Annotated in this window: 18 protein-coding genes; 4 read left to right on the top strand and 14 right to left on the bottom strand. The window is 66.0% G+C overall.

Annotated elements, in window-relative coordinates:
- Position 1: 1 nt before the first annotated feature.
- The 4 genes from VH499_RS09940 to VH499_RS09925 form a co-directional block, all read right to left on the bottom strand.
- Positions 2-595 carry a LysE family translocator gene (locus tag VH499_RS09940; RefSeq protein WP_332052559.1) on the bottom strand — a complete coding sequence of 198 codons (594 nt, stop codon included), beginning with the start codon at positions 593-595 and terminating at the stop codon, positions 2-4.
- Positions 596-654: 59 nt separating this feature from the next.
- Positions 655-1,062 carry a hypothetical protein gene (locus VH499_RS09935; RefSeq protein ID WP_332052558.1) on the bottom strand — a complete coding sequence of 136 codons (408 nt, stop codon included), beginning with the start codon at positions 1,060-1,062 and terminating at the stop codon, positions 655-657.
- A 61-nt stretch (positions 1,063-1,123) separates the two neighbouring features.
- Positions 1,124-2,032, bottom strand: a complete 909-nt coding sequence (locus VH499_RS09930; protein ID WP_332052557.1) for a hydroxymethylglutaryl-CoA lyase — start codon at positions 2,030-2,032, stop codon at positions 1,124-1,126.
- 24 nt (positions 2,033-2,056) lie between these two features.
- Positions 2,057-2,797: a sulfite exporter TauE/SafE family protein gene (locus tag VH499_RS09925; RefSeq protein ID WP_332052556.1), complete on the bottom strand. Its 741-nt coding sequence runs from the start codon at positions 2,795-2,797 to the stop codon at positions 2,057-2,059.
- A gap of 99 nt (positions 2,798-2,896) precedes the next feature.
- Here VH499_RS09925 and VH499_RS09920 point away from each other — a divergent pair, with 99 nt between their 5' ends.
- Positions 2,897-3,790, top strand: coding sequence for a LysR substrate-binding domain-containing protein (locus VH499_RS09920; protein ID WP_332052579.1), 894 nt, complete (start codon positions 2,897-2,899; stop codon positions 3,788-3,790).
- 62 nt (positions 3,791-3,852) lie between these two features.
- Positions 3,853-4,782, top strand: coding sequence for an aminotransferase class IV (locus tag VH499_RS09915; protein ID WP_332052555.1), 930 nt, complete (start codon positions 3,853-3,855; stop codon positions 4,780-4,782).
- Between the two features lie 57 nt (positions 4,783-4,839).
- Here the strand turns inward: VH499_RS09915 and VH499_RS09910 are convergent, their stop codons facing one another.
- The gene (locus tag VH499_RS09910) at positions 4,840-5,718 is read right to left on the bottom strand and encodes a hypothetical protein (protein WP_332052554.1); all 879 of its coding nucleotides are present in this window, start codon (positions 5,716-5,718) and stop codon (positions 4,840-4,842) included.
- Between the two features lie 97 nt (positions 5,719-5,815).
- Here VH499_RS09910 and VH499_RS09905 point away from each other — a divergent pair, with 97 nt between their 5' ends.
- A complete protein-coding gene (locus VH499_RS09905; RefSeq protein ID WP_332052553.1) occupies positions 5,816-6,745 on the top strand; it encodes a LysR family transcriptional regulator in 930 nt (309 codons plus the stop codon).
- A gap of 16 nt (positions 6,746-6,761) precedes the next feature.
- On the opposite strand, the gene VH499_RS09900 is transcribed toward VH499_RS09905, so the two are convergent.
- The 9 genes from VH499_RS09900 to dapA form a co-directional block, all read right to left on the bottom strand.
- Entirely contained in the window at positions 6,762-8,846 is a 2,085-nt protein-coding gene (locus VH499_RS09900; RefSeq protein WP_332052552.1) for a protein kinase domain-containing protein, read from the bottom strand.
- 130 nt (positions 8,847-8,976) lie between these two features.
- Complete coding sequence (locus VH499_RS09895) at positions 8,977-10,992, bottom strand: acetyl/propionyl/methylcrotonyl-CoA carboxylase subunit alpha (protein WP_332052551.1); 2,016 nt, start codon at positions 10,990-10,992, stop codon at positions 8,977-8,979.
- The gene (locus VH499_RS09890) at positions 10,992-11,771 is read right to left on the bottom strand and encodes an enoyl-CoA hydratase/isomerase family protein (protein ID WP_332052550.1); all 780 of its coding nucleotides are present in this window, start codon (positions 11,769-11,771) and stop codon (positions 10,992-10,994) included. The genes VH499_RS09895 and VH499_RS09890 overlap by 1 nt, the downstream gene beginning before the upstream one ends.
- Before the next feature lie 7 nt (positions 11,772-11,778).
- The gene (locus VH499_RS09885) at positions 11,779-13,386 is read right to left on the bottom strand and encodes a carboxyl transferase domain-containing protein (RefSeq protein ID WP_349257520.1); all 1,608 of its coding nucleotides are present in this window, start codon (positions 13,384-13,386) and stop codon (positions 11,779-11,781) included.
- 54 nt (positions 13,387-13,440) lie between these two features.
- A complete protein-coding gene (locus VH499_RS09880; protein ID WP_332052549.1) occupies positions 13,441-14,391 on the bottom strand; it encodes a TRAP transporter substrate-binding protein DctP in 951 nt (316 codons plus the stop codon).
- Between the two features lie 231 nt (positions 14,392-14,622).
- Positions 14,623-15,759, bottom strand: coding sequence for an acyl-CoA dehydrogenase family protein (locus VH499_RS09875; protein WP_332052548.1), 1,137 nt, complete (start codon positions 15,757-15,759; stop codon positions 14,623-14,625).
- A gap of 3 nt (positions 15,760-15,762) precedes the next feature.
- A complete protein-coding gene (locus tag VH499_RS09870; protein WP_332052547.1) occupies positions 15,763-16,443 on the bottom strand; it encodes an SDR family oxidoreductase in 681 nt (226 codons plus the stop codon).
- A gap of 10 nt (positions 16,444-16,453) precedes the next feature.
- A complete protein-coding gene (gene smpB, locus VH499_RS09865; RefSeq protein ID WP_332052546.1) occupies positions 16,454-16,924 on the bottom strand; it encodes an SsrA-binding protein SmpB in 471 nt (156 codons plus the stop codon).
- Between the two features lie 32 nt (positions 16,925-16,956).
- Positions 16,957-17,835 (bottom strand): 4-hydroxy-tetrahydrodipicolinate synthase, encoded by an 879-nt coding sequence (gene dapA, locus VH499_RS09860; RefSeq protein ID WP_332052545.1) that lies wholly within the window; start codon positions 17,833-17,835, stop codon positions 16,957-16,959.
- Between the two features lie 110 nt (positions 17,836-17,945).
- Between dapA and VH499_RS09855 the strand changes: the two genes are divergently transcribed.
- Positions 17,946-20,108, top strand: coding sequence for a lytic transglycosylase domain-containing protein (locus VH499_RS09855; RefSeq protein WP_332052544.1), 2,163 nt, complete (start codon positions 17,946-17,948; stop codon positions 20,106-20,108).
- Positions 20,109-20,123 lie beyond the last annotated feature (15 nt).

The raw sequence follows: 20,123 nt of genomic DNA, 5'->3' as shown, positions 1-20,123 counted from the left end.
GTCAGGCCAATAGGGCCAGTGCGACAGAGACCAGCAAGGCGGCGGCAAAGGCAACATTGACGATGCGGTTGGTGTGTGGATCCCGGAAGAACCGCGTCAACAGTGCCCCGGAGAATAGCCACGCCACGTTGACGGCCGTAATAAGGAGCGTTAGCACGCCGATCTTGAGCGCGATGTCGAACTGCAAGCGCTCGTGGACCAGCACGAAGCTCGAGAACAGCGCCGCCATCGCGGCGTAGCCCTTGGGATTGATCAGGGACAGGCCGAACCCGCCAGCAAAGCGCGGTGGCTGTCGATCGCCAGCCACTTCGGCCAAAGGCGGGGCGGTCGCAATGCGCCAGGCGAGCCAGAGAAAATAGGCCGCCGCGGCGACCGTCACGACCGGCGTCACGCCCGGCAGGGCCAGCAGCAGCCCGACGAGACCCGCGGCGGTGACTGTCATCACCGCTACCATGCCCAGCACGATGCCAACGAGATAGGCGATCACCCGTTTCGCACCGAACGCCGCACCGGCCGCGGCGAGGCTGAGCGTCGCGGGACCTGGGCTTCCGGCAAGGGCAATCGCTGCCAGCAGAAAACCGGGCAACGTCTCCATGCCCCGATATGGCATTGCCGGCGCGAACCGTCTTGAACGTTCGTGCAATCCGTCACTCTTCAGAAAGCCGCCGCAAGGGCGCGGGCACGGGCGATGTCCTTGGGACGCCCGAACAGGCGCAGGATACTCGCCAGCTCGCGTCGCGACGGGACGTACAAACGCTGTCCGCCGATCTCGATCGCCTCCCGTGTTGCCGGCAGGACTGCGATTCTGTCGCCGCCGGTATGCACCTCGAATCCGCCCATCAGATCGACTTGCAGTGGAAGGCCCTTCCAGCGACCGAACGTAGCGGAGCGGAAGCGACCGGCTCTGCCCTGCGGTTCGGGCGCAATACCGAGATCCGACAAGATCTGCCTCGCGTCACGCACGCTCATGATGACGTCGATATCGGCGATCTCGCCGGCGAAACCGTGCAAGGCGCACGCTGCGCCACCGATCAGCCACCACCGATCCTCCGCTCTCGTCATTTCCCGGGCCACTCTCGCCAGCGTCTTGCGGACATCTGGGGAGAGGGCTGGCATCACCAGCCTATACCGCCTGCTTCGCCTTCAAGGCCTGCGCCACTTTTGAGGCGGGCTCGCGGCCGAGCTCGGTGCAGATCGCGCGGCCGGCCTGGGCCACGGCATCGAGATCGACGCCGTGGACGATGCCGAGGCCGTTCATGAGATAGATCACGTCCTCCGTGCCGACATTTCCCGAGGTACCCCTGGCATAGGGACAGCCACCGAGGCCCGCGACCGCCGTGTCGAACACTGCAATGCCGCGTTCCATTACGGCCATGATATTCGCAAGCGATTGGCCGTAGGTGTCGTGAAAATGCGCCGCCAGTTTCTCGCGCGGCATTTTTTCGGCGACCGCCTCGACCATGGCGACGCACTCGAGGGGAGTGCCGACGCCGATCGTGTCCCCGAGCGACACTTCGTAGCAGCCCATCCTGAAGAGCCGTTCCGCCACGTCGGCGACCTTCTCCGGCGCCACCTTGCCGTCATAGGGACAGGCGATCACGGTAGAGACGTAGCCGCGCACCTTCATGCCGTGCCTTTGCGCAGCTTCCATCACCGGCGCAAAGCGCTCGAAGCTCTCGTCGATCGAGCAGTTGGTGTTCTTGCGGCAGAACGCCTCGGACGCGGCGGTGAAAACCGCGATCTCGCCGCAGCGTGCTTCGATCGCTCCGTTCACGCCTTGCTTGTTGGGCACCAGCACGGGATAGCTGACGCCGGGCTTGCGCTCGATCTCTGCCATCACCCGATCGGTGTCGGCCATCTGCGGTATCCACTTGGGCGACACGAAGCTGCCGGCCTCGACGGTCTTGTGGCCGGCCGCCGCCAGCGCGTCGATCAGTGCCACCTTTGCCTCGACAGATACGGGCTTGGCCTCGTTTTGCAGGCCGTCGCGCGGACCGACCTCGACCAGCCGCACTCTCTTCGGATAGTTCATCGCCGTCTCCGGGTCGGTGCCATTCTACGCCAATCCGCGGAGCACGAGATACAGACCCAGCAGCAGCAGGCCGGCAAAGAATACTGTGCGGAATCCCGAAGGCGCGATGCGCCGGCGCACCACCTGCCCGACCTGCATGCCGGCGAGCGCAGGAACGAGCGCGAGCACCGACAGCCCGACCGACTGCGTCTGCCACGCCTCCACACGCCACAGTCCGATGGCCAGCGCCACCGTCGACACGGTAAACGACAATCCCAGCGCCTGGATCAGCTCGTCCTTCTCCAGTCCGATCGCCTGGAGATAGGGGACGGCCGGGATCACGAACACACCGGTTGCACCGGTGACGAGACCGGTGACGACACCGACCGTCGGGGCGAGCCAAGCCTCGTGGCGCGCCGTCACAATGAGCTTCAGACCCGTCAATCCCACGATCGCGTAGACCATAAGCGCGATGGCGAGACCGATTTCGGCCATCCGGGAAGCATCGCCTGCGAGGATGCCCGCACCGGCGACAGTACCCGCGGTCACGCCCAACATCATCGGCCACAGGCGTCGCGCCAGCGCCGTGAAGCGCGACCCCGCGAGCAATTGCCAGACGTTCGTCACCAGCGACGGCACGACCAGGATGGCCGCCGCCTCGGCCGGCGGCAGCGCAAGCGCGAGCAGGCCCATCGCGACCGTCGGCAGCCCCATGCCGATTACGCCTTTGACCAGGCCGGCCAGCAGAAAGACCGCGGTCATCGCGATCCAGAGCTTTGCAGTCATGGCCGCACCGTCGCTGCCGGCCGGCCCAGGTACAATGCGGAAGGGGCGAGCCCTGCCTTCGGTCTGGCCGAAGGCAGGGCGTTGGCGTACCTGTCCCGGATGCGCTTCGATCTGACCGACCTCCGCCTGGTGCTGAACGTGGCCGAAGCGGCGAGCATCACCCATGGCGCGGCACGAAGCGGCCTGTCGCTGGCCTCGGCCAGCGAGCGCATCCGGGACATGGAAGAAACGCTTGGCACCGCCTTGTTCGAGCGCCAGCGCCGCGGTGTCAGCCCGACGGCGGCGGGCAATGCACTCGTCCACCACGCCCGCGCCGTGACTCAGCAGATCGAATTGATGCGCGGCGAGCTCAACCAGTATGCCAAGGGACTGCGCGGCCGGATCCGTGTCCTTTCCAATACCGCGGCGACCCTCGAATTCCTGCCGCGCGCGCTTGCCGCCTTCCTGGCAGCGCATCCCGACATCGATCTCGATCTCGACGAGCGGCCGAGTGCAGAGATCGTGCGCGCCGTGGCCGGTGGACAGGCCGATATCGGCATCGTGGCCGACGCCGTCGACGCCGCCGCCGAATTGCAAACATTCCCCTTTGTCGAGGATCGGCTGGTCCTGGTGACGCCGCACCAGCATCCGCTGGGCAAGCGGCGCAAGGTCGCTTTTCGAGAGGCACTGGGCCATGACTTCGTCGGGCTCGTCGCCGGCAGCGCCCTGCAAGAGCATGTCGGTGGCCATGCGGCACGCGCCGGGCGCCCGCTGAAGCTCAGGGTCCGGTTGACCGGTTTCGACGCCGTCTGCCGCGCCGTCGGAAGCGGCATCGGTCTCGCCATCGTGCCAGCCACCGCCGCCAAGCGATGCCGCCGGTCCATGGCAATCCGGCTCGTGGCTCTCAGCGACCCCTGGGCGCTGCGCCATCTTCGGATCTGCGTCCGCGACCTGCGCGCCCTGCCCGCCCATGCGCAGCGGCTACTGGACCATCTGCGCGCGCAAGCGAGTTAGCCGACAGACGCATATCGACGGCCGTGTGCAGCGTGCTAGCGTCGGGTCCCGAGGAGGCGCTTATGGCACAACAGCTCAGCAATCAGCGTGTCGCCTGGTTCAATGGCAAGTTCGTGCCGGAGAACCAGGTCATGATCCCGTTCCGCGACCGCAGCTGGAAGTATGGCGATGGTGCCTTCGACATGACGCGCACCTTCGAGGGCAGGCCGTTTCGCCTGAAGGAGCATATCGATCGCTTCTATCGCTCGCTGCGCTACCTGCAAATTGATCCCGGCGTGTCGCCGAACGAAATGATCGCCCACAGCACAGAGGTGGTGGCGCGGAACGAGCATCTGCGGCCTGCGGTCGGCGACTGGTGGGTCGGCCAGCGGGTCAGCCGCGGGGTCGATGCAGTGGGTGACGAAGGCTGGGACCATACCGGTCCGAATGTCGTGATCGAAGTCCTGCCGCTGCCGCTGGCCAAGCGGGCCAGACTCTATCGCGACGGCGCCGAGGTCATCACCACCACGGTGCGGCGCACCGCGCCCTCGATGCTCTCGCCGCGCGCCAAAACGCACAACTATCTCAACATGATCATGGCCGAGAAGCCGGTGAAGGCGATGAACCCGGACGCCTGGGCGATCCTGCTTGACGAGAACGGCAGTCTCGCCGAAGGGCTCGGCTCCAACATCTTCATCGTTCGCGAGGGCCAACTCTTCACGCCGTCGGAGCGCTACGTGTTGCCCGGCGTCTCGCGCCAGATGACGTTGGACATGGCCCAGCGGCTGGGCATCGCCTGCACGGAAGGCGACATCGACCTGTTCGACGCCGCCAACGCCGAGGAAATGTTCCTCACTTCGACCAGCCTCTGCATCCTGCCGGTCCGGAGCTTCAACGGCGCACCCGTCAGTGAGGGCAAGACGCCCGGCCCGGTGACGAGCAAGCTGATCGACGCCTACTCAAAGGACGTGGGCTGCGACTTCGTCGGCCAGTATCTCAGATTCCTGCAGTAGGGAAGCTCGCTGAGAGGTCTTCGCCCTCGGCTCGGAACGACACCGTTGCCGAGGCCATTACTGGACCGAAGCGAACGAGACCGTCGCCTTGTCGTAGTCGCCCGAGCCCATCCGGCCCTCGGCGAAGATCTCGTGGCGGGCGATCCAGTCGAACGACTCCTCGTAGACCTCTCTCGAGTAGGTCTCGAACACGATCCGCTCGCCGGGGCCCCAGCATCTCGTATCCATGAGCGCGTGGTAGCGTTCCGGGAACTCCTTCGCATAGTAGTGCGTGTAACGCTCCGGGCGCAGATCGATATCGCGCTGCGCGCGCTTCAGCGCGCGGAAGTAGCGGCGAACATCCTCGGGGTCGGGCGAGCCGTTGATCATGGCGGCGATCATGAACGTGGTGTCGATCACCTTGCGGAAGCCGAGCTGCTCGGCGAGGTAGTACGGGCCACTGAACAGCGCCGCTGCCGGACTCTTGCCGTCGAGCAGCAACTCGAGCCGGCGGAACAACATGCCGTCTTCGAACGTGAGGTTGATCTCCTTCGCCGGCAAGTACGGTTCCAGCGCCTGGATCGTCGAATAGTGGCTGCCGGACTGGAAGCCGACCGAGATCGGCACGCGGGCAAGATCGGCCGGCGTCTTTATCGGCGAGTCGGCAGGAACGAAGACGCCCGCCGGTGCGACCGAATAGGCGTCGGCATAGAGCCGGGCGTGACCGTTGGACGCCGCCACGTTCACCGTCCAGTGGCAGGCGCAGCTTACGTCGGCCTCGCGGCCTTTCTCGATGCTCTGAAAGGCGCCCTGCGCGCCCTTGTTGTGGTGCTGTCCACCCGTGGACCGGATCAGCTCGCGGAACTCGTAGTCGAGTCCCTCGGCGCGGAAATAACCCTTCTCCTCGGCCACCCACTCCTGCAAACGGAAATGCGGCTCCACGATGAACCTGGCCATGGCTTGCTCCTTTTCGGGCGTGATGCGGCATCTGGGCATTGACAGCAGCCTATGCTTCGAGGCGTCCTGGCACTATGTCGAATATGGCATGAATCACATGACGAAAGCTGCATATTCAGACCTGAACCTGAACGACCTGCATATCCTCGTGGCGCTGTTGAACGAGCGCAGCATTACGCGCACCGCCGGCCTCATGGGCAGTACCCAGCCTGCAGTCAGCAAGGTGCTCAAACGCTTGCGCGAGCAGTTCGCCGATCCGCTCTTCGTTCGCGACGGCCAGGCCATGCAGCCGACGAGCCGGATGCTCGACCTCTCCCACCGCCTGCATGCGCTATTGGCAGCCGCCGACGATCTTCGAGTCGCAGCCACTGCTTTCGATCCCGCAAGATCGGACCGCGTGTTCAGCCTGCTCCTGACCGACGTAGGCATGATCCACTTCCTGCCACCGGTCGTGACCCGCATCGCCGCCGTTGCGCCGAAGGTCGGCATCCGCGCCGTGCCGCTGCAGTCTCGCCAGCTCGAGGCCAGGCTCCAGGCGGGCGAAGCCGACCTGGCGCTCGGCGCCTTCGCCGGCGCGGCACGCCATTTGCGGCGCCAGCGGCTTTATTCCGACGGCTATCTGAGCGTGGCGCGCAAAGCTCATCCGCGCCTGTCGAAGATGCGCTCGCGCAGCAGCTTCCTCGCCGAGTCGCACATCCTCGTGACCGCGTCGGACGCCGGCCATGCCGCGCACCGCGCCGCGCAGGCAGCCCTTGCCGGCATCGTGCCGCCGGCCAATGTCCTGCTGCAGGTACCGAGTTTCGTCGCCGCCGCCAGCGTCGCGGCGGAGAGCGACGGCATCGCCATCCTGCCCGCCAATCTTGCCCGGCGCCTCGCTGGCCCGTTCAGCCTTGTTGCCTTCGACTGCCCCGTCGCCCTGCCGCGCATCGAGATCGTGCAGTACTGGCATGAGCGGTATCACCGCGACGACGGCCATCGCTGGATGAGAGCGACGATCTTCGATCTGTTCGGCGGCAAATCCGGATGAGACCCGGGGCGGCTTTCTACCGGCACTGAACGCGAACGGTGAATTCTCTCCCGTTGTCTCCAGGTCGCCCGCTTGCGGTCAGCACGCCGTTCGCCACGCTTCCGGTCATGGGAGCCGTGAAATGCCGGTTCACGAAGGTCTGGGTACCGACGCCGTTGTAGATAATGGAGACGTTGCCCTGGCCGTCGACGGAGCCTGTAACGACGTTGCGCATGTTCGGATCCGGGTTGGACCCGAAGCTGTCGGAAATGTTTCCATTCTTGATGGTCATGCGCGACGACCAGCAATTGGCGGGAAAGCCCTGGTAGGCGCCGCGACACCACTGCGAGCGGAACGTTCCCTCGCATTGATTGCCGGCGCCGGAAGGCGGCGACGAGCTCGCGGCCGCCGCGGGCGCCGGCGGCGCGGCCTTCTTGTCGTCCTCGCGTTTCCTCTGCTCTTCGTCGAAGCGCGCGACGGCCGCGGCGGCCGTCCTCAGCAGCGTCGCCTGCTGCTCGGCCTTCAGAAAGCCTGTCGCCGCAACCCCGTTCTTGCGTTGCCATGCCGCGATCATGTCGCGCGAGCGCGGGCCGAAGACGCCGTCGGTTCCGCCGGTCGCGAAGCCCAGCGAGGTCAGGGCCACCTGCAGGCGCTGCCGGTCGCCGAGGGCAAGATGCAAGGCCGTCTCGGTGGCTTCGGCCGATTTCTTGTCTTCCTCCTCGGCCTTGAGCCGCTCGGCAGCCTCCGCTTCGGCCTTCTGCTTCGCCTCCTCATCGGTCTTGCGCTTTGCCGCCGCCTCGGCCTCGGCCTTTTGCCTGGCCTCCTGCTCGGCCTGCTGACGCGCTGCCGCATCGGCTTCGGCTTTGCGCGCCAGGTCGGCTTCGACCTTGCGGCGTAAGGCTGCCTCCTCGTCGGCCTTGCGGCGAGCTTCGGCTTCCGCCCGAAGCTGTGCCAGCTCCTCCGCGGCCTTCTGCTTCTCGGCACGCGCCTTTTCCAACTCGTCCTTCACGCCGCGCTGGACGGCATCATCGAGTGCCGGAGCCGGACGCGGCGCAGCCGCCGACACCGACGGTGCGGGCGTGTCACGCGGTAGAAGCGCAAGATAGGCACCGCCGACGGCCAGCAGACCGAGAACCCCGCCGCCCGCGACGGCGAGGCCGACGGGGATTCTTCTGGACGACGGCCGAGCGGCCGAAGCGGTGGAACCCGGCGGCGAACGCATCACCACGGTCTCGCGCTTGTCGACAGCCTGGGCTTCAACGCCCAGCACGACCGGCCGCCACGCCGCGATCGATTGCGGCCGATCAGCGGCACGAACCGCCAATCCGGCGTCGATGCCGGCGAGCAGGGCCGCGGGATAGGCCTGGGTGCTACCGACAACAGGCACGTAACTGTCCTCGAGCAGCCGGTCGATCGAATTCGGCGGTGCGCGCCCGATGACGGCATGGTGAATCGTCGCCGCCAATCCGTAGATGTCGGTCCAGGGTCCCTGGATGGCAGCAGTAAGTTGCTCGACGGCGGCATAGGCCGGCGTGAACACAGCCGTCAGCGCCTGGGATCGACCAATCACTGCCGCGCGCGCCGCACCGAAATCGACGAGTGTCGGTCGTCCCTGCCGATCGAGCAGGATGTTCGCAGGCTTGATGTCGCGGTGCAGGAAGCCGGCGGCATGGACCTGCTCGAGGCCGTCGAGCAGCGGCCGCAAGACATTTGCAACGGCATCTGCGTCGAGCCGTCCAACTCGCTGCAGCCGCGCTTCCATCGTCTCGCCGTTGATCAGCTCCATGACGAGGTAGGCAGTGCCATTCGTTTCGAGGAAGTCGTGCACGCGCACGATGCCCGGCGCGTGGTGGAGTGCGGCGAGGGTGCGGCCTTCGGCCACGAACCGATCGCGACCCCAGGCAAAATCTTCTGCCGCGCTCTTCGACCTCGGCACAACGGTCGTGCCGTCCTGACGCACGGCAAGGGCCGCCGGCAGATACTCCTTGATCGCGACATCGCGGCCGAGTTGCGAATCCGTGGCCCGATAGGTCAGGCCGAAACCGCCCTGCCCCAGGACCGAGACAAGCCGGTAACGGCCGACCATCTGGCCGGGCCGCAACGTCAGGAAGTCAGTGTCCACCCTGCTGTTTTCGCCGGTCATTAGTTCCGGAGGTATCCTCAGCGACCGTGAAAAATGCCACGGCTCGACGATGCGAACAATGGTCGCCGCTGTTCCAGCCTCTGGGTCACGAAAGGTCAGGGCGGAAAGATCAGTCCTCGGCTTCGAACTCGACCAGTTCGGCCCCCTCGGCAACCTGCTCGCCCACGCCGTAACGAACGGTCTTCACCTTGCCGTCGGCGGGCGCCGTGAGAGTGTGCTCCATCTTCATGGCTTCGAGCACCAGAAGGGGCTGACCCTTGGTTACCGTGTCGCCTGCCTTCACCCGCAAATCGATGATCTTGCCCGGGAGCGGCGAGCGCATCGACTCCTCGCCCATACCGGCCGCTTCGTATTGTGTCACATCGAGCGGATCGACCAGGCGCAAGCGGCGCAGGCTGCCGTCGGCGAACAGGGTGTACTCGATACCGCCATCGTTGGCCGCGCGGCGCACGACCGCAGCGGTGAAGGTTTCCCCGGCGAGCCAGATCGCGAGCCGGCCTTCCTCGGCGCGCCCGACCCGGGCTTCCACTATCCCACCGGGCAGCTCGAGGCCGAGGCCGCCGTCGCGATGGCGATAGGCCTTCACGGCAACCTCGCGCTCGCCATCCTTCCACCGCACCTCGTCATGACCTTGGCCCAGCAGGCGAAAGCCGTTCTGCACGCTCCACGGCGAGTATGGATCGGCAGATGGCGGCGTCGCCGCTTCCTGCCATTCGACGAGGCGCGCCAGCGTGGCAATGGCGAATGTCCGATCGTCCGCCGCCGCAGCCGGGGCGAAGAGTTGCTCGCGATGGCGGTCGATGAAGCCTGTGTCGACCTCGCCGGCGACGAACGCTGGATGCGAGCAAAGCGCCTTCAGGAGCGCGGTGTTGGTCGCGACCCCCACGACCTCGGTCTCGCCCATCAGCGCCGCCATGCGCCGCAGGGCCGACCTGCGGTCGCGGTCGTGCACGATCACCTTGGCGATCATGGGATCGTAGAACGGCGTCACGGTATCGCCCTCGCGCACGCCGGTATCGACGCGCACGTGCGCGGTCTCGGCCGGAAGGCGCAAATGAACGAGCGTGCCGGTCGACGGGAGGAAGTTGCGCCCCGGATCCTCTGCATAGAGCCGCACTTCGACAGCGTGACCGGCGATGTGGATCTGATCCTGGGTCAACGGCATCCGTCCGCCAGCGGCCACGGCCAGCTGCCATTCGACCAGATCCTGGCCCGTGATCGCCTCGGTCACCGGATGCTCGACCTGCAGGCGGGTGTTCATCTCCATGAAGAAGAAGCTGCCCTCCTGGTCGGCGATGAACTCGACCGTGCCGGCGCCGACATAGCCGATCGCCCGCGCCGCCGCGACGGCGGCCTCGCCCATCGCCTTGCGCCGCGCCGGGTCCATGTCGGGTGCCGGCGCCTCCTCTATCACCTTCTGATGTCGCCGCTGGATCGAGCAGTCGCGCTCGAAGAGATGGAGGCAGTTGCCGTGCGTATCGGCAAAGATCTGGATCTCGATATGGCGCGGCCGCTGGAGATATTTCTCGACCAGCACATGGTCGTCGGCGAAGGATGCCCTGGCCTCGCGCTTGGCGCCGGCCAGCGCGTCGGCGAACCTGGCGCCGCTTTCGACCACCCGCATGCCCTTGCCACCGCCCCCGGCCGAAGCCTTGATCAGCACCGGGAAGCCTATTCGCTGGGCTTCCTTCGCCAGGAGTTCGGGCGCCTGATCGTCGCCGTGATAGCCCGGCACCAGCGGCACCTTGGCCTTTTCCATGATCTTCTTGGCTTCGCTCTTGGAGCCCATGGCACGAATGGCAGCAGGCGGCGGTCCGATGAAGACGATGGCCGCCTCGGCACAGGCCTCGGCGAAGCCCGCATTCTCCGACAGGAAGCCATAGCCGGGATGCACCGCCTGGGCGCCAGTTCGCCGGGCGGCATCAATTATTTTGTCAGCGACAAGATAGCTTTCCCGCGCCGGCGACGGGCCGATATGGACCGCCTCATCCGCCATCGCGACGTGGCGTGCGCCTGAATCCGCGTCGGAATAGACCGCGACCGTCTTGATACCGAGACGCCGAGCCGTCTTGATCACGCGACACGCGATCTCGCCGCGATTGGCGATCAGGATCTTCGAGAACATCAGACGGCCCACCTCGGCTTGCGCTTGTCCAGGAATGCCCGCATGCCTTCGAGCGCTTCCTCGGTGACACATTGCTCGGCGACGTGCCGGCTGAGCATTGCCGCCCTCGAATCGTGCGGCAGCGCGTCGACCGTCGATACGAGGGTCTTGACGAGCGCCTGCACCGACGGTGCGCCGAGTTTCAGCTCCCGAGCGAGTGCTTCGACCGCCGCCTCGAGCGCGTCGGGCGCGACTACTCGATCGACCAGGCCGATGCGCTCTGCTTCCGCCGCGTTGAACGTGCCGCCATGGACCAGGAGCTGGCGCGCGATGCGGAGGCCAACAGCCTCGATCAACCCCGGGATGGCGATCGCAGCCAGCAGGCCGTTGCGCGCCGATGTGAGACCGAAGCGCGCGGTCGAGGCGGCGACGGCGAAGTCGCAGGCCAACATCAGGCCGACCCCGCCGCCTACCGCAGCGCCGTGGACCCGGGCAATCGAGGGCTTGGGAAAATCGTAGATCGCCTGAACCACGCGCATCATCGCCTCGGCACCGGCCTGCCGCTCGCTTGCCTCGAGGCCCGGCCATTGCAGCACCCAGTTGAAATCGCCGCCGGCCGAAAAGGCCGGTCCCTCGCCCCCCAGCACGAGCACACGCGCCGCCGGGTCGGCAGCAAACCTTTCGACAGCATCGCAAACCGCCTGCGCCGTCGCAGCATCGAGGGAATTCATCTCCTTGCCGCGCTTGAGCGTCAGGGTGGCGATGCCGTCCTCGATGGCCGTGTGAACGGGTGCACTCATCGTCCCATCACATCCGGAAGACGCCGAACTTGCTCGGACCAATCGGCTGGTTCATGGCCGCCGAAAGGCCAAGTGCCAGCGCCATGCGCGTGTCGACCGGGTCGAGGATGCCGTCGTCCCACAGGCGCGCGGTGGCATAGTAGGGATGGCCCTCGCGGTCGTACTGGTCGAGGATCGGCTTCTTGAAGGCGGCCTCCTCTTCCTTCGACCATTGCCCGCCCTTGGTCTCGATATTGTCGCGGCGCACAGTGGCGAGCACGCTCGCCGCCTGCTCGCCGCCCATCACGGAAATGCGCGCCGAAGGCCACATCCAGAGGAAGCGCGGGCCGTAGGCACGCCCGCACATGCCGTAGTTCCCGGCGCCGTAGCTGCCGCCCACGATCACCGTGAACTTCGGCACTGCCACGGTGGAGACGGCCGTCACCATCTTGGCGCCGTCGCGCGCGATGCCACCCGCCTCGTACTTGCGGCCGACCATGAAGCCGGTGATGTTCTGCAGGAACAGCAAGGGGATGCGACGCTGGCCGCACAACTCGATGAAATGCGCAGCCTTCAGTGCTGATTCGTTGAACAGGATGCCGTTGTTGGCGACGACGCCGACCGGATAGCCCCAAATGCGGGCAAAGCCGGTGACGATGGTCGTGCCGTAGAGATGCTTGAACTCGTCGAACTCGCTGCCGTCGACCAGGCGGGCGATCACCTCGCGCATGTCGAAGGGCGTCCGGCCATCGGGCGGCACGACGCCGTAGAGATCTTCGGCCGCGAACCGTGGCTCGACCGGCGGCAGCAGTGCGACCGATGGCTGCTTCTTCCAGTTGAGATTGGCGACGATGCGACGCGCCATGCCCAGCGCATGGCTGTCGTTGTGGGCATAGTGGTCGGCGACACCCGACGTACGGGCATGGACGTCCGCGCCGCCGAGATCCTCGGCGCTCACCACCTCGCCGATGGCCGCTTTCACGAGCGGCGGACCGGCCAGGAAGATCGTGCCCTGCCTGCGCACGATGATGGTGTCGTCGCTCATCGCCGGCACATAGGCGCCGCCGGCTGTGCAGGAGCCCATGACGATGGCGATCTGCGGGATGCCCTGCGCCGACATATTGGCCTGGTTGTAGAAGATCCGGCCGAAATGGGTCTTGTCCGGGAACACCTCCGGCCACTGCGGCAGGTTGGCGCCGCCCGAATCGACCAGGTAGACACAGGGCAGGCGGTTCTCCATCGCCACTTCCTGGGCGCGGAGATGCTTCTTCACCGTCATCGGATAGTAAGTGCCGCCCTTGACCGTGGCGTCGTTGCACACGATCGCGCATTCGACGCCGCTCACCCGGCCGATGCCGGTGATGACCCCGGCGCCCGGGGCATCGTTGCCGTACATGTCCATGGCGGCGAGGGGAGAGAGTTCCAGGAACGGTGAGCCGGGGTCGAGCAGGGCCCGTACCCGTTCGCGCGGCAGGAGCTTGCCGCGCGCGACGTGGCGCTTGCGGGAGCCCTCGCCGCCACCCAACTGTACCTTGTCGGTTCGATCCCTGAGATCAGCGACGAGCGCGCGCATCGCTTCGGCATTGCGCTTGAAGCCGTCGGAACGGGGTTCAATCTGCGACGTGAGGACGGTCATGGCGAGGCCAACCTGCCCGGACCCCTCGCCCGGTGCAAGGCCGCACGCAAGCCGCTATGGCAAGCGCGACAGCGTGCGCCAGTCCGTGCCTTGGGCGATGAATTTCCGCTGGTCCGTCCAGGCGGCGCCGAACTCGGGGTCGGCGTCCGCCCGTTCCTTCAGCACGATCTCGGTACTTTTTCGCAGGGCGTCGAGCATTTCCGGCGACCACTGCTTGATAGTGACGCCCGCGGCGCGCAACTTCTCCATCGCCAATGCCTGAGTGTGGGCGGAGCGGCTCAGCATCCAGGTGATGTTGGCGCGGCAGGCCGTCTCGATCTGCGCACGCTGCGCCTTCGGCAAGGCTTCCCATTTGTCCTTGCGCATCAGGAAATCGAGCACGGCGGATGGCTGCTGCCAGCCCGGCATGTAGTAGGGCAAGCCGAGCTTGTCGAAGCCAAGGGCGGCATCCATGGCAGGCGTCGACATTTCGCCGCCGTCTACGTGACCTTGCTGGAGCTGGTAGAAAAAGTCGCCGGCGGGAAGCGGCACCACGGTCGCGCCCATGCGCTCGATAACCGGGGCCGCGATATGGCCATAGCGCAGGCGTTCGCCCTTGAAGTCCTGAGGGGTGTCGAGGTCGCCGCGGAACCAGCCGCCACCCTTGGGCCCCTGCATGCCGCAGGGAATTCCCGCCACCCCAAGCTTGTCGTAGGCGTCACGGTGCAGCCGACCGCCGTCGCCTTCCAGGATCCAGCTTGTCATTTCCTCCGGACCGGGGCCAAACGGCACGGTCGCGAACAACGCCAGCACGGGCGCCTTGGCCGCGGCGTAGCCCGACCAGGTGAAGGCGGCTTCGAGATCGCCATTCACGATCGCATCCAGCATTTCACGTGTAGGCGCGATCCGGCCCGGTTCGATGATCTTGATGCTGAACACGTGGTCGGAAATATGCTTCAGCGTCTTGACGAAGACGCGCACCCCCTCGCCCGCACCGGGCAGGTTGGGGTTGAAAGCGGTCTGCATTTGCAGGACCCGGCCGGGGGGGGCCGCCGCCGTCTGCTCGTCCGCCCACGCCAACGTTGTCGCTGCCACTACGGCAACGGCCACCGAAAGTCCGAACGCCCGACCGCTAACGCGCACACTTCACCATTCGCGGGCTGTTTCCTTCACTTGACCCCAATGGCCACCCCGTCGGTCTTATTGCATTGTGACTGAGTCTCGCACGAGAGCCTTAAATGCACAAGCCATGCGGCGTTAGATCGCCGCTAAGCCGCGGCCGATGAGAATCCTTTGCACGTCGCTCGTGCCCTCGTAGATCTGACAGACGCGGACATCGCGCCAAATCTTCTCGGCGAGATAGTCGGAGACATAGCCGTAACCGCCATGAATCTGAATTGCGGCCGAGCAGACTTCCTCCGCCATCTCCGACGCATAAAGCTTGGCCATTGCGGCCTCGGTGAGGCAGGGATGCGCCGCTTCGCGCAGTGATGCTGCATGCAACACCATCTGGCGGGCGACCGCGATCTTGGTTGCCATGTCGGCCAGGCGAAACTGGACGGCCTGATGGTTGATGATCCTGGTTCCGAAGGCTTCGCGTTCACCGGCGTAGGCGCGGGCGAGCTCGAAGGAGGCGCGCGCCATGCCTACGGCCTGGGCCGCGATGCCGATGCGCCCGACCTCTAGATTGGCGAGTGCGATCCGGTAGCCCTCGCCTTCGCCGCCCAGCATGGCATCAGCGTCGACCTCGCAACTCTCGAAGGCAATCTGGCAAGTGTCGGACGATTTCTGGCCGAGCTTCTTCTCAACCGAAGCGACACGATAGCCCGGCGTCCGGGTCGGCACGATGAAGCAGGAAATGCCGCGTTTGGTATGCGCCGGATCCGTGACGGCGAACACGAGCGCCACGTCGGCCGTGCGGCCCGAGGTGATGAACTGCTTCACTCCGTTCAGCACCCATCCGTTGCCGCGGCGCTCGGCGCGCGTCCTGAGATTGGATGCATCCGAGCCGGCCTGGGGCTCGGTGAGGCAAAATGCGCCCAGCATCTCGCCACGCGCTATCGGCTTCAGCCACTTCTCCTTCTGCCCGGCCGAGCCGTAGGCCAGGAGCGCGGCGCAGTCGGGCGAGTTGTTGACGCTCATGACGGTCGACAGACCGCCATCGGCCGCGGCGATCTCCTCGAGCGCCAGAACGTAGGAAACCATGCCCGCGCCGGCCCCACCCCATTCCGGCGGCACGCACATGCCCATGAAGCCGAGCCGGCCCATCTCGGCCAGCAGGGGGCGTGGAATCTCGCCCGCCGCTTCCCACGTGCGGACATGCGGCAGCACCTGTTCCTGCGCGAAAGCGCGAGCGGTATCGCGGACGAGGATCTGTTCTTCGCTGAGCAGCATCGGTCACCAGGGCAGTTCGGCGCCGTCATACTGCAGGTAGCGGCCGTTGTCGGACGGCTTCAGTCCCTCGATCACCTTCACCATCGCGGGCACGCTCTGCCCGATCGTGAGCGGAGCGGCCGACCCGCCCATGTCGGTCTGTACCCAGCCGGGATGCAAGGCGACGCAAATCACGCCCTTGCTGGCGAGGTCCTTGGCGAGACAACTCCACTCCATGTTCAACGCGGTTTTGCTGGCGCGATATATGTAGCGGCCACCGTTGTTGTTGGCGATGCTGCCCAGGATGCTGGTGATGGCGATCAGCTTACGTTGCTGCGAGCGCGCCACGTGATCGGCGAATGATTCGGCCATCATCAGCGGCGCAAGCGTGTTCACCTCGAAGACCTTGCGCCACAATGCGGGATCCAGCGCGCCGAGCGTTTGGGCGCTGTCGCCACGTTCGCCGCTGATGCCGGCGTTGCAGACCAGAACGTCGATCGCCTCGCCGGAAAGCTTCCGAGCGAGGGCCTTAACCGCCTTGAAGTCGGTCACGTCGAGCGCGTGATAGCCGATCTCACCCTTGAGGTCCTTGAGCGCATCGGGCTTGCGGGCGCACGCCAGGACCTTCCAATCCCTGGCCGCATACTGCTTGGTGAACTCAAGGCCGAGACCACGCGCGGCCCCTGTGATCAGGACGGTACTCATGGCAGTGCTCCTACCCGCGGCCCAAGAGCCGAGCCCGCTGGCGCTTCCAGTCGCGTTCCTTGATCGCCTGACGCTTGTCGTGCGCTTGCTTGCCGGTGACGAGCGCGATCTCGATCTTGGCCCGGCCGCGCGGATTGAAATAGACCTGCAGCGGCACAACGGTACGGCCCTGCCGCTGGATGGCGCCGATCAGCATATTGATCTGCTTGCGATGCAGCAGCAACTTGCGCGGGCGCTTGCGCTCGTGATTGAAGCGGTTGCCCGAGGCATATTCCGGGATGTCGGCGTTGACCAGCCACGCTTCGCCACCGGACTCGGTAACGTAGGACTCGGCGATCGAGCTGCGCCCGCCGCGCAGCGACTTGACCTCTGTGCCGGTGAGCGCCAAGCCGGCCTCGAACGTCTCCTCGATGAAATAGTTGTACCGCGCCTTGCGGTTCTGGGCCACCACGGTGCGGCCCAGCTCCGGTTTCTTCGCCAAGGAGACCTGCCTGTCGCTTGTTTTCCCGGCGACTAGTTGATCAGCCCGGCATGCACCATTGCCTCACGCACCTGCTTTTTTGTTGCGTCGGTGCATTCCACAAGCGGCAGCCGGAGCCTGGCGCTCGCCTGGCCGATCAACTCGCAGGCGTACTTGACGGGCGCCGGGCTGGTTTCGACGAAGAGCGCCTTGTGAAGCGGCATCAAACGATCCTGGATCTCGAACACCTTGTCGAGGTCGCGCGCCTTCCAGGCATCATGCATGTCGCCACAAAGACGCGGTGCCACGTTCGCCGTCACAGAAATGCAGCCGTCGCCGCCCTGGGCCATGAAGCCCATTGCACTCGCATCCTCGCCGGAGAGTTGAACGAAACCCTTCTTGGCACGGAGTCGCGTGAGCGTCGGCCGCGCCATGTCGTAGCTTGCATCCTTGATGCCAACGATGTTCTTCACCTGCGAAAGCCGCACGACGGTGTCGACCTGCATGTCGCCGCCCGTGCGCGGCGGCACGTTGTAGAGCAGGATCGGAATGTCGACCGCCTCGGCCACCGCCTTGAAGTGCTGGAAGAGTCCTTCCTGGGTCGGCTTGTTGTAGTAGGGCACGACCAGCATGGCGGCGTCGGCGCCCGCCTTCTTGGCATGCTTGGTGAGATCGATCGCCTCCTCGGTCGAATTCGACCCGGTCCCGGCGATCACGGGTACGCCGCTGCCCTTGGCGGCCTGGATGCAGATATCGATGACGCGTTTGTGCTCGTCATACGAGAGGGTCGGCGATTCGCCGGTCGTGCCGCAAGGCACGAGGCCGTCCGTGCCCTCCTTGATCTGCCAGGCCACGAAGTTTTCGAATCCCTTTTCGTCGATCGACCCGTTCTTGAACGGAGTGATCAACGCAACGAGCGATCCGGCGAACATGGCTTCCTCCGATTTTCAGGCGGTGTTGCAGTCTAGGCTTCGCTGCCGGTCGCGGCAAGGTGAGCAACTTGCCATTGTGATGCCGCAAGGACCTGCCTACGATTCCTAGCGTGAAAGTCTTTCGTTACCCCGCTCTTCTGTTGCTGGCGAGCCTCGTCGGCGGTTCCGGCCATGCCCAGCAGGGCGGCGTCACGGTGCTGCGCGGCGAGGGGGCAAACCCGCCATCGGCCGTTGATACAGGCGTCCATCGCCTGCCCTCCGCCGGCAGCGGCGCCGCTCGTGCAGCGCGGGGCGCGCCTCCGAAGACGGCGGAGATTCCGATCGCGAGCGAAAGCGGCGGTGCCGGCGTTCTGCCGTCGGTGCCAACCAATGATCTTGCACAGGCCATTACGTCGGGCAAAGCGCTCACTGCCGCCGAAGCCGCCGCCTTGGGAGCAGCCTTCAAGGCCATCGACGAAGGCCGCTACGCCGATGCGCGGCCCGCCGTCGCCAACTTCGGCAACCCGCTGCTGTCGGAAATCGTCGACTGGTCGGTCCTGCGGGCCGCGCCCAAGGCCGACGCCGACTTCGCCTCGACCTGGCGCTTCCTTCGCGAGCATCCGGATTGGCCGGAGCCGGAAGTGCTGCGCCGGCAGGCGGAGGAACGCATCACCGCGGATACGCCTCCCGGTGATGTCTGGGCCTATTTGACGGCCTTCCCACCCCTCACCAGCATCGGTCACCTGCGCCGGCTCGAGGCGGCGAGCGCGGTGAGCCCGAAGGATGTGCCGCGGCTTGCCAGCGAAAGCTGGCGTACGGCGACGTTCAAGTCGGCCGATGAAGACGAATTCCTCAATCGCTACGGCCAGTATCTGTCGGGCGACGATCACATCGCCCGCTTCGATCGCATCCTGCGCGAGGGCCGTTCGCAGGTTGCGCGAGACCTGCTGGCGAAGCTGCCGCCGGACTATCAGCCCGTGGCCGAGGCGCGCCTGGCGATGGCCACGCGCGCAGCCGATGCCGTCACAATTCTGCGCGGCGTGCCGGCGGCCAAGCTGAACGAGCCGGCGATCCGCCTGGAACAGGTCTCCTGGCTGCGGCGGACCGGCAAGCTCGACGAAGCGCGGGCGCTGCTGGCAGCACCCTCGGGCGATCAAGGCGATGCCTGGTCGAACGAGCGCCAGCAGGTCGCGCGCGATCTTCTTGCCGCCGGGCGACCCGCCGAGGCCTATGCGGTCGCCAACCAGCACGGACAAGTCAAAGGGGTCGCCTTTGCCGAAGCGGAGTTCCTGGCCGGCTGGATTGCCTTGCGGCATCTCAAGAAGCCGGGCGAAGGGCTGAAGCATTTCCAGACCCTCTATGACGGAGTGTCGACCGATGTCTCTAAAAGTCGCGCCGCCTATTGGCTCGGCCGCGCCTATGAGGCTTCCGGCCGTCCAAAGGATGCCCGCAGCTGGTACACCCGCGCGGCCGAGTTCGGCCAGACCTTCTATGGTCAGCTTGCGGCGCGAAAGCTGCCCGGCGGCGCTAGCCGCCTGCCGACAGATCCCGTTGCCTCGGAAAGCGATCTGCAGGCGCTCTCCGGCCAAGAGCTGGTGACGGTCGCGCGCTATATAGGGCAGTCGGGCCATTCGGAGCGCACGCGGCCGTTCCTGCTCCGCCTCGCCCGGGTGGTCAAGGGTCCCGGTGAAACACTCCTGCTGGCCCATCTTGCCGTCGAACTCAAGCGCCCGGACGTCGCCCTTACAATCGCGCGGCACGCCACCCAGACCGGCGTAACCCTCTTCAATGCCTCGTTTCCGGTCGTCGATCTTGGCCCGACCGGCTCGATCGAGCGGGCGCTGGCGCTGGCTGTGACGCGTCAGGAGAGTGCTTTCAATTCCGCGGCCGTATCGCCCTCGGGAGCGCTTGGCCTGATGCAGCTCATGCCCGGCACCGCCCGTGACGTGGCCGGCCGCCTAGGGCTGCCCTTCGTGCAATCCAAGCTCACGGCTGACCCGACCTACAACGTGGCGCTGGGCAGCCAGTATCTCGCCGAGATGCTGCAGCGATTCGGCGGCTCCTACGAGTTGGCGCTGGCCGCTTACAATGCCGGGCCGAATCGCGTGGCGCGTTGGCTGCAGACCATCGGCGACCCGCGCGGTGGCAAGATAGATATGATCGACTGGATCGAAATGATCCCCCTGCGCGAGACCCGCAACTACGTCGAGCGCATCATGGAGAGCGTCGGCGTCTATCGCGACCGGCTGAGCGGCCCCTTCAGGATGCTGTCGCCGGCGATGGGACGATCCTGAGAAAGGTCCCTCCGG

Origin of the sequence: Reyranella sp. (genome assembly GCF_036558665.1) — a bacterium.
In the GTDB taxonomy this organism is placed as follows: Bacteria; Pseudomonadota; Alphaproteobacteria; order Reyranellales; family Reyranellaceae; genus Reyranella.
Note: the sequence above shows the minus strand (reverse complement) of the source record. Positions and strands in the feature narration are given on the sequence as shown.

Coding starts and splice junctions, on each gene's coding strand:
- VH499_RS09940 (WP_332052559.1), bottom strand. CDS start 595: ATGGAGACGTTGCCCGGTTTTCTGCTGGCAGCGATTGCCCTTGCCGGA.
- VH499_RS09935 (WP_332052558.1), bottom strand. CDS start 1,062: ATGACGAGAGCGGAGGATCGGTGGTGGCTGATCGGTGGCGCAGCGTGC.
- VH499_RS09930 (WP_332052557.1), bottom strand. CDS start 2,032: ATGAACTATCCGAAGAGAGTGCGGCTGGTCGAGGTCGGTCCGCGCGAC.
- VH499_RS09925 (WP_332052556.1), bottom strand. CDS start 2,797: ATGACTGCAAAGCTCTGGATCGCGATGACCGCGGTCTTTCTGCTGGCC.
- VH499_RS09920 (WP_332052579.1), top strand. CDS start 2,897: ATGCGCTTCGATCTGACCGACCTCCGCCTGGTGCTGAACGTGGCCGAA.
- VH499_RS09915 (WP_332052555.1), top strand. CDS start 3,853: ATGGCACAACAGCTCAGCAATCAGCGTGTCGCCTGGTTCAATGGCAAG.
- VH499_RS09910 (WP_332052554.1), bottom strand. CDS start 5,718: ATGGCCAGGTTCATCGTGGAGCCGCATTTCCGTTTGCAGGAGTGGGTG.
- VH499_RS09905 (WP_332052553.1), top strand. CDS start 5,816: ATGACGAAAGCTGCATATTCAGACCTGAACCTGAACGACCTGCATATC.
- VH499_RS09895 (WP_332052551.1), bottom strand. CDS start 10,992: ATGTTCTCGAAGATCCTGATCGCCAATCGCGGCGAGATCGCGTGTCGC.
- VH499_RS09890 (WP_332052550.1), bottom strand. CDS start 11,771: ATGAGTGCACCCGTTCACACGGCCATCGAGGACGGCATCGCCACCCTG.
- VH499_RS09885 (WP_349257520.1), bottom strand. CDS start 13,386: ATGACCGTCCTCACGTCGCAGATTGAACCCCGTTCCGACGGCTTCAAG.
- VH499_RS09880 (WP_332052549.1), bottom strand. CDS start 14,391: ATGCAGACCGCTTTCAACCCCAACCTGCCCGGTGCGGGCGAGGGGGTG.
- VH499_RS09875 (WP_332052548.1), bottom strand. CDS start 15,759: ATGCTGCTCAGCGAAGAACAGATCCTCGTCCGCGATACCGCTCGCGCT.
- VH499_RS09870 (WP_332052547.1), bottom strand. CDS start 16,443: ATGAGTACCGTCCTGATCACAGGGGCCGCGCGTGGTCTCGGCCTTGAG.
- dapA (WP_332052545.1), bottom strand. CDS start 17,835: ATGTTCGCCGGATCGCTCGTTGCGTTGATCACTCCGTTCAAGAACGGG.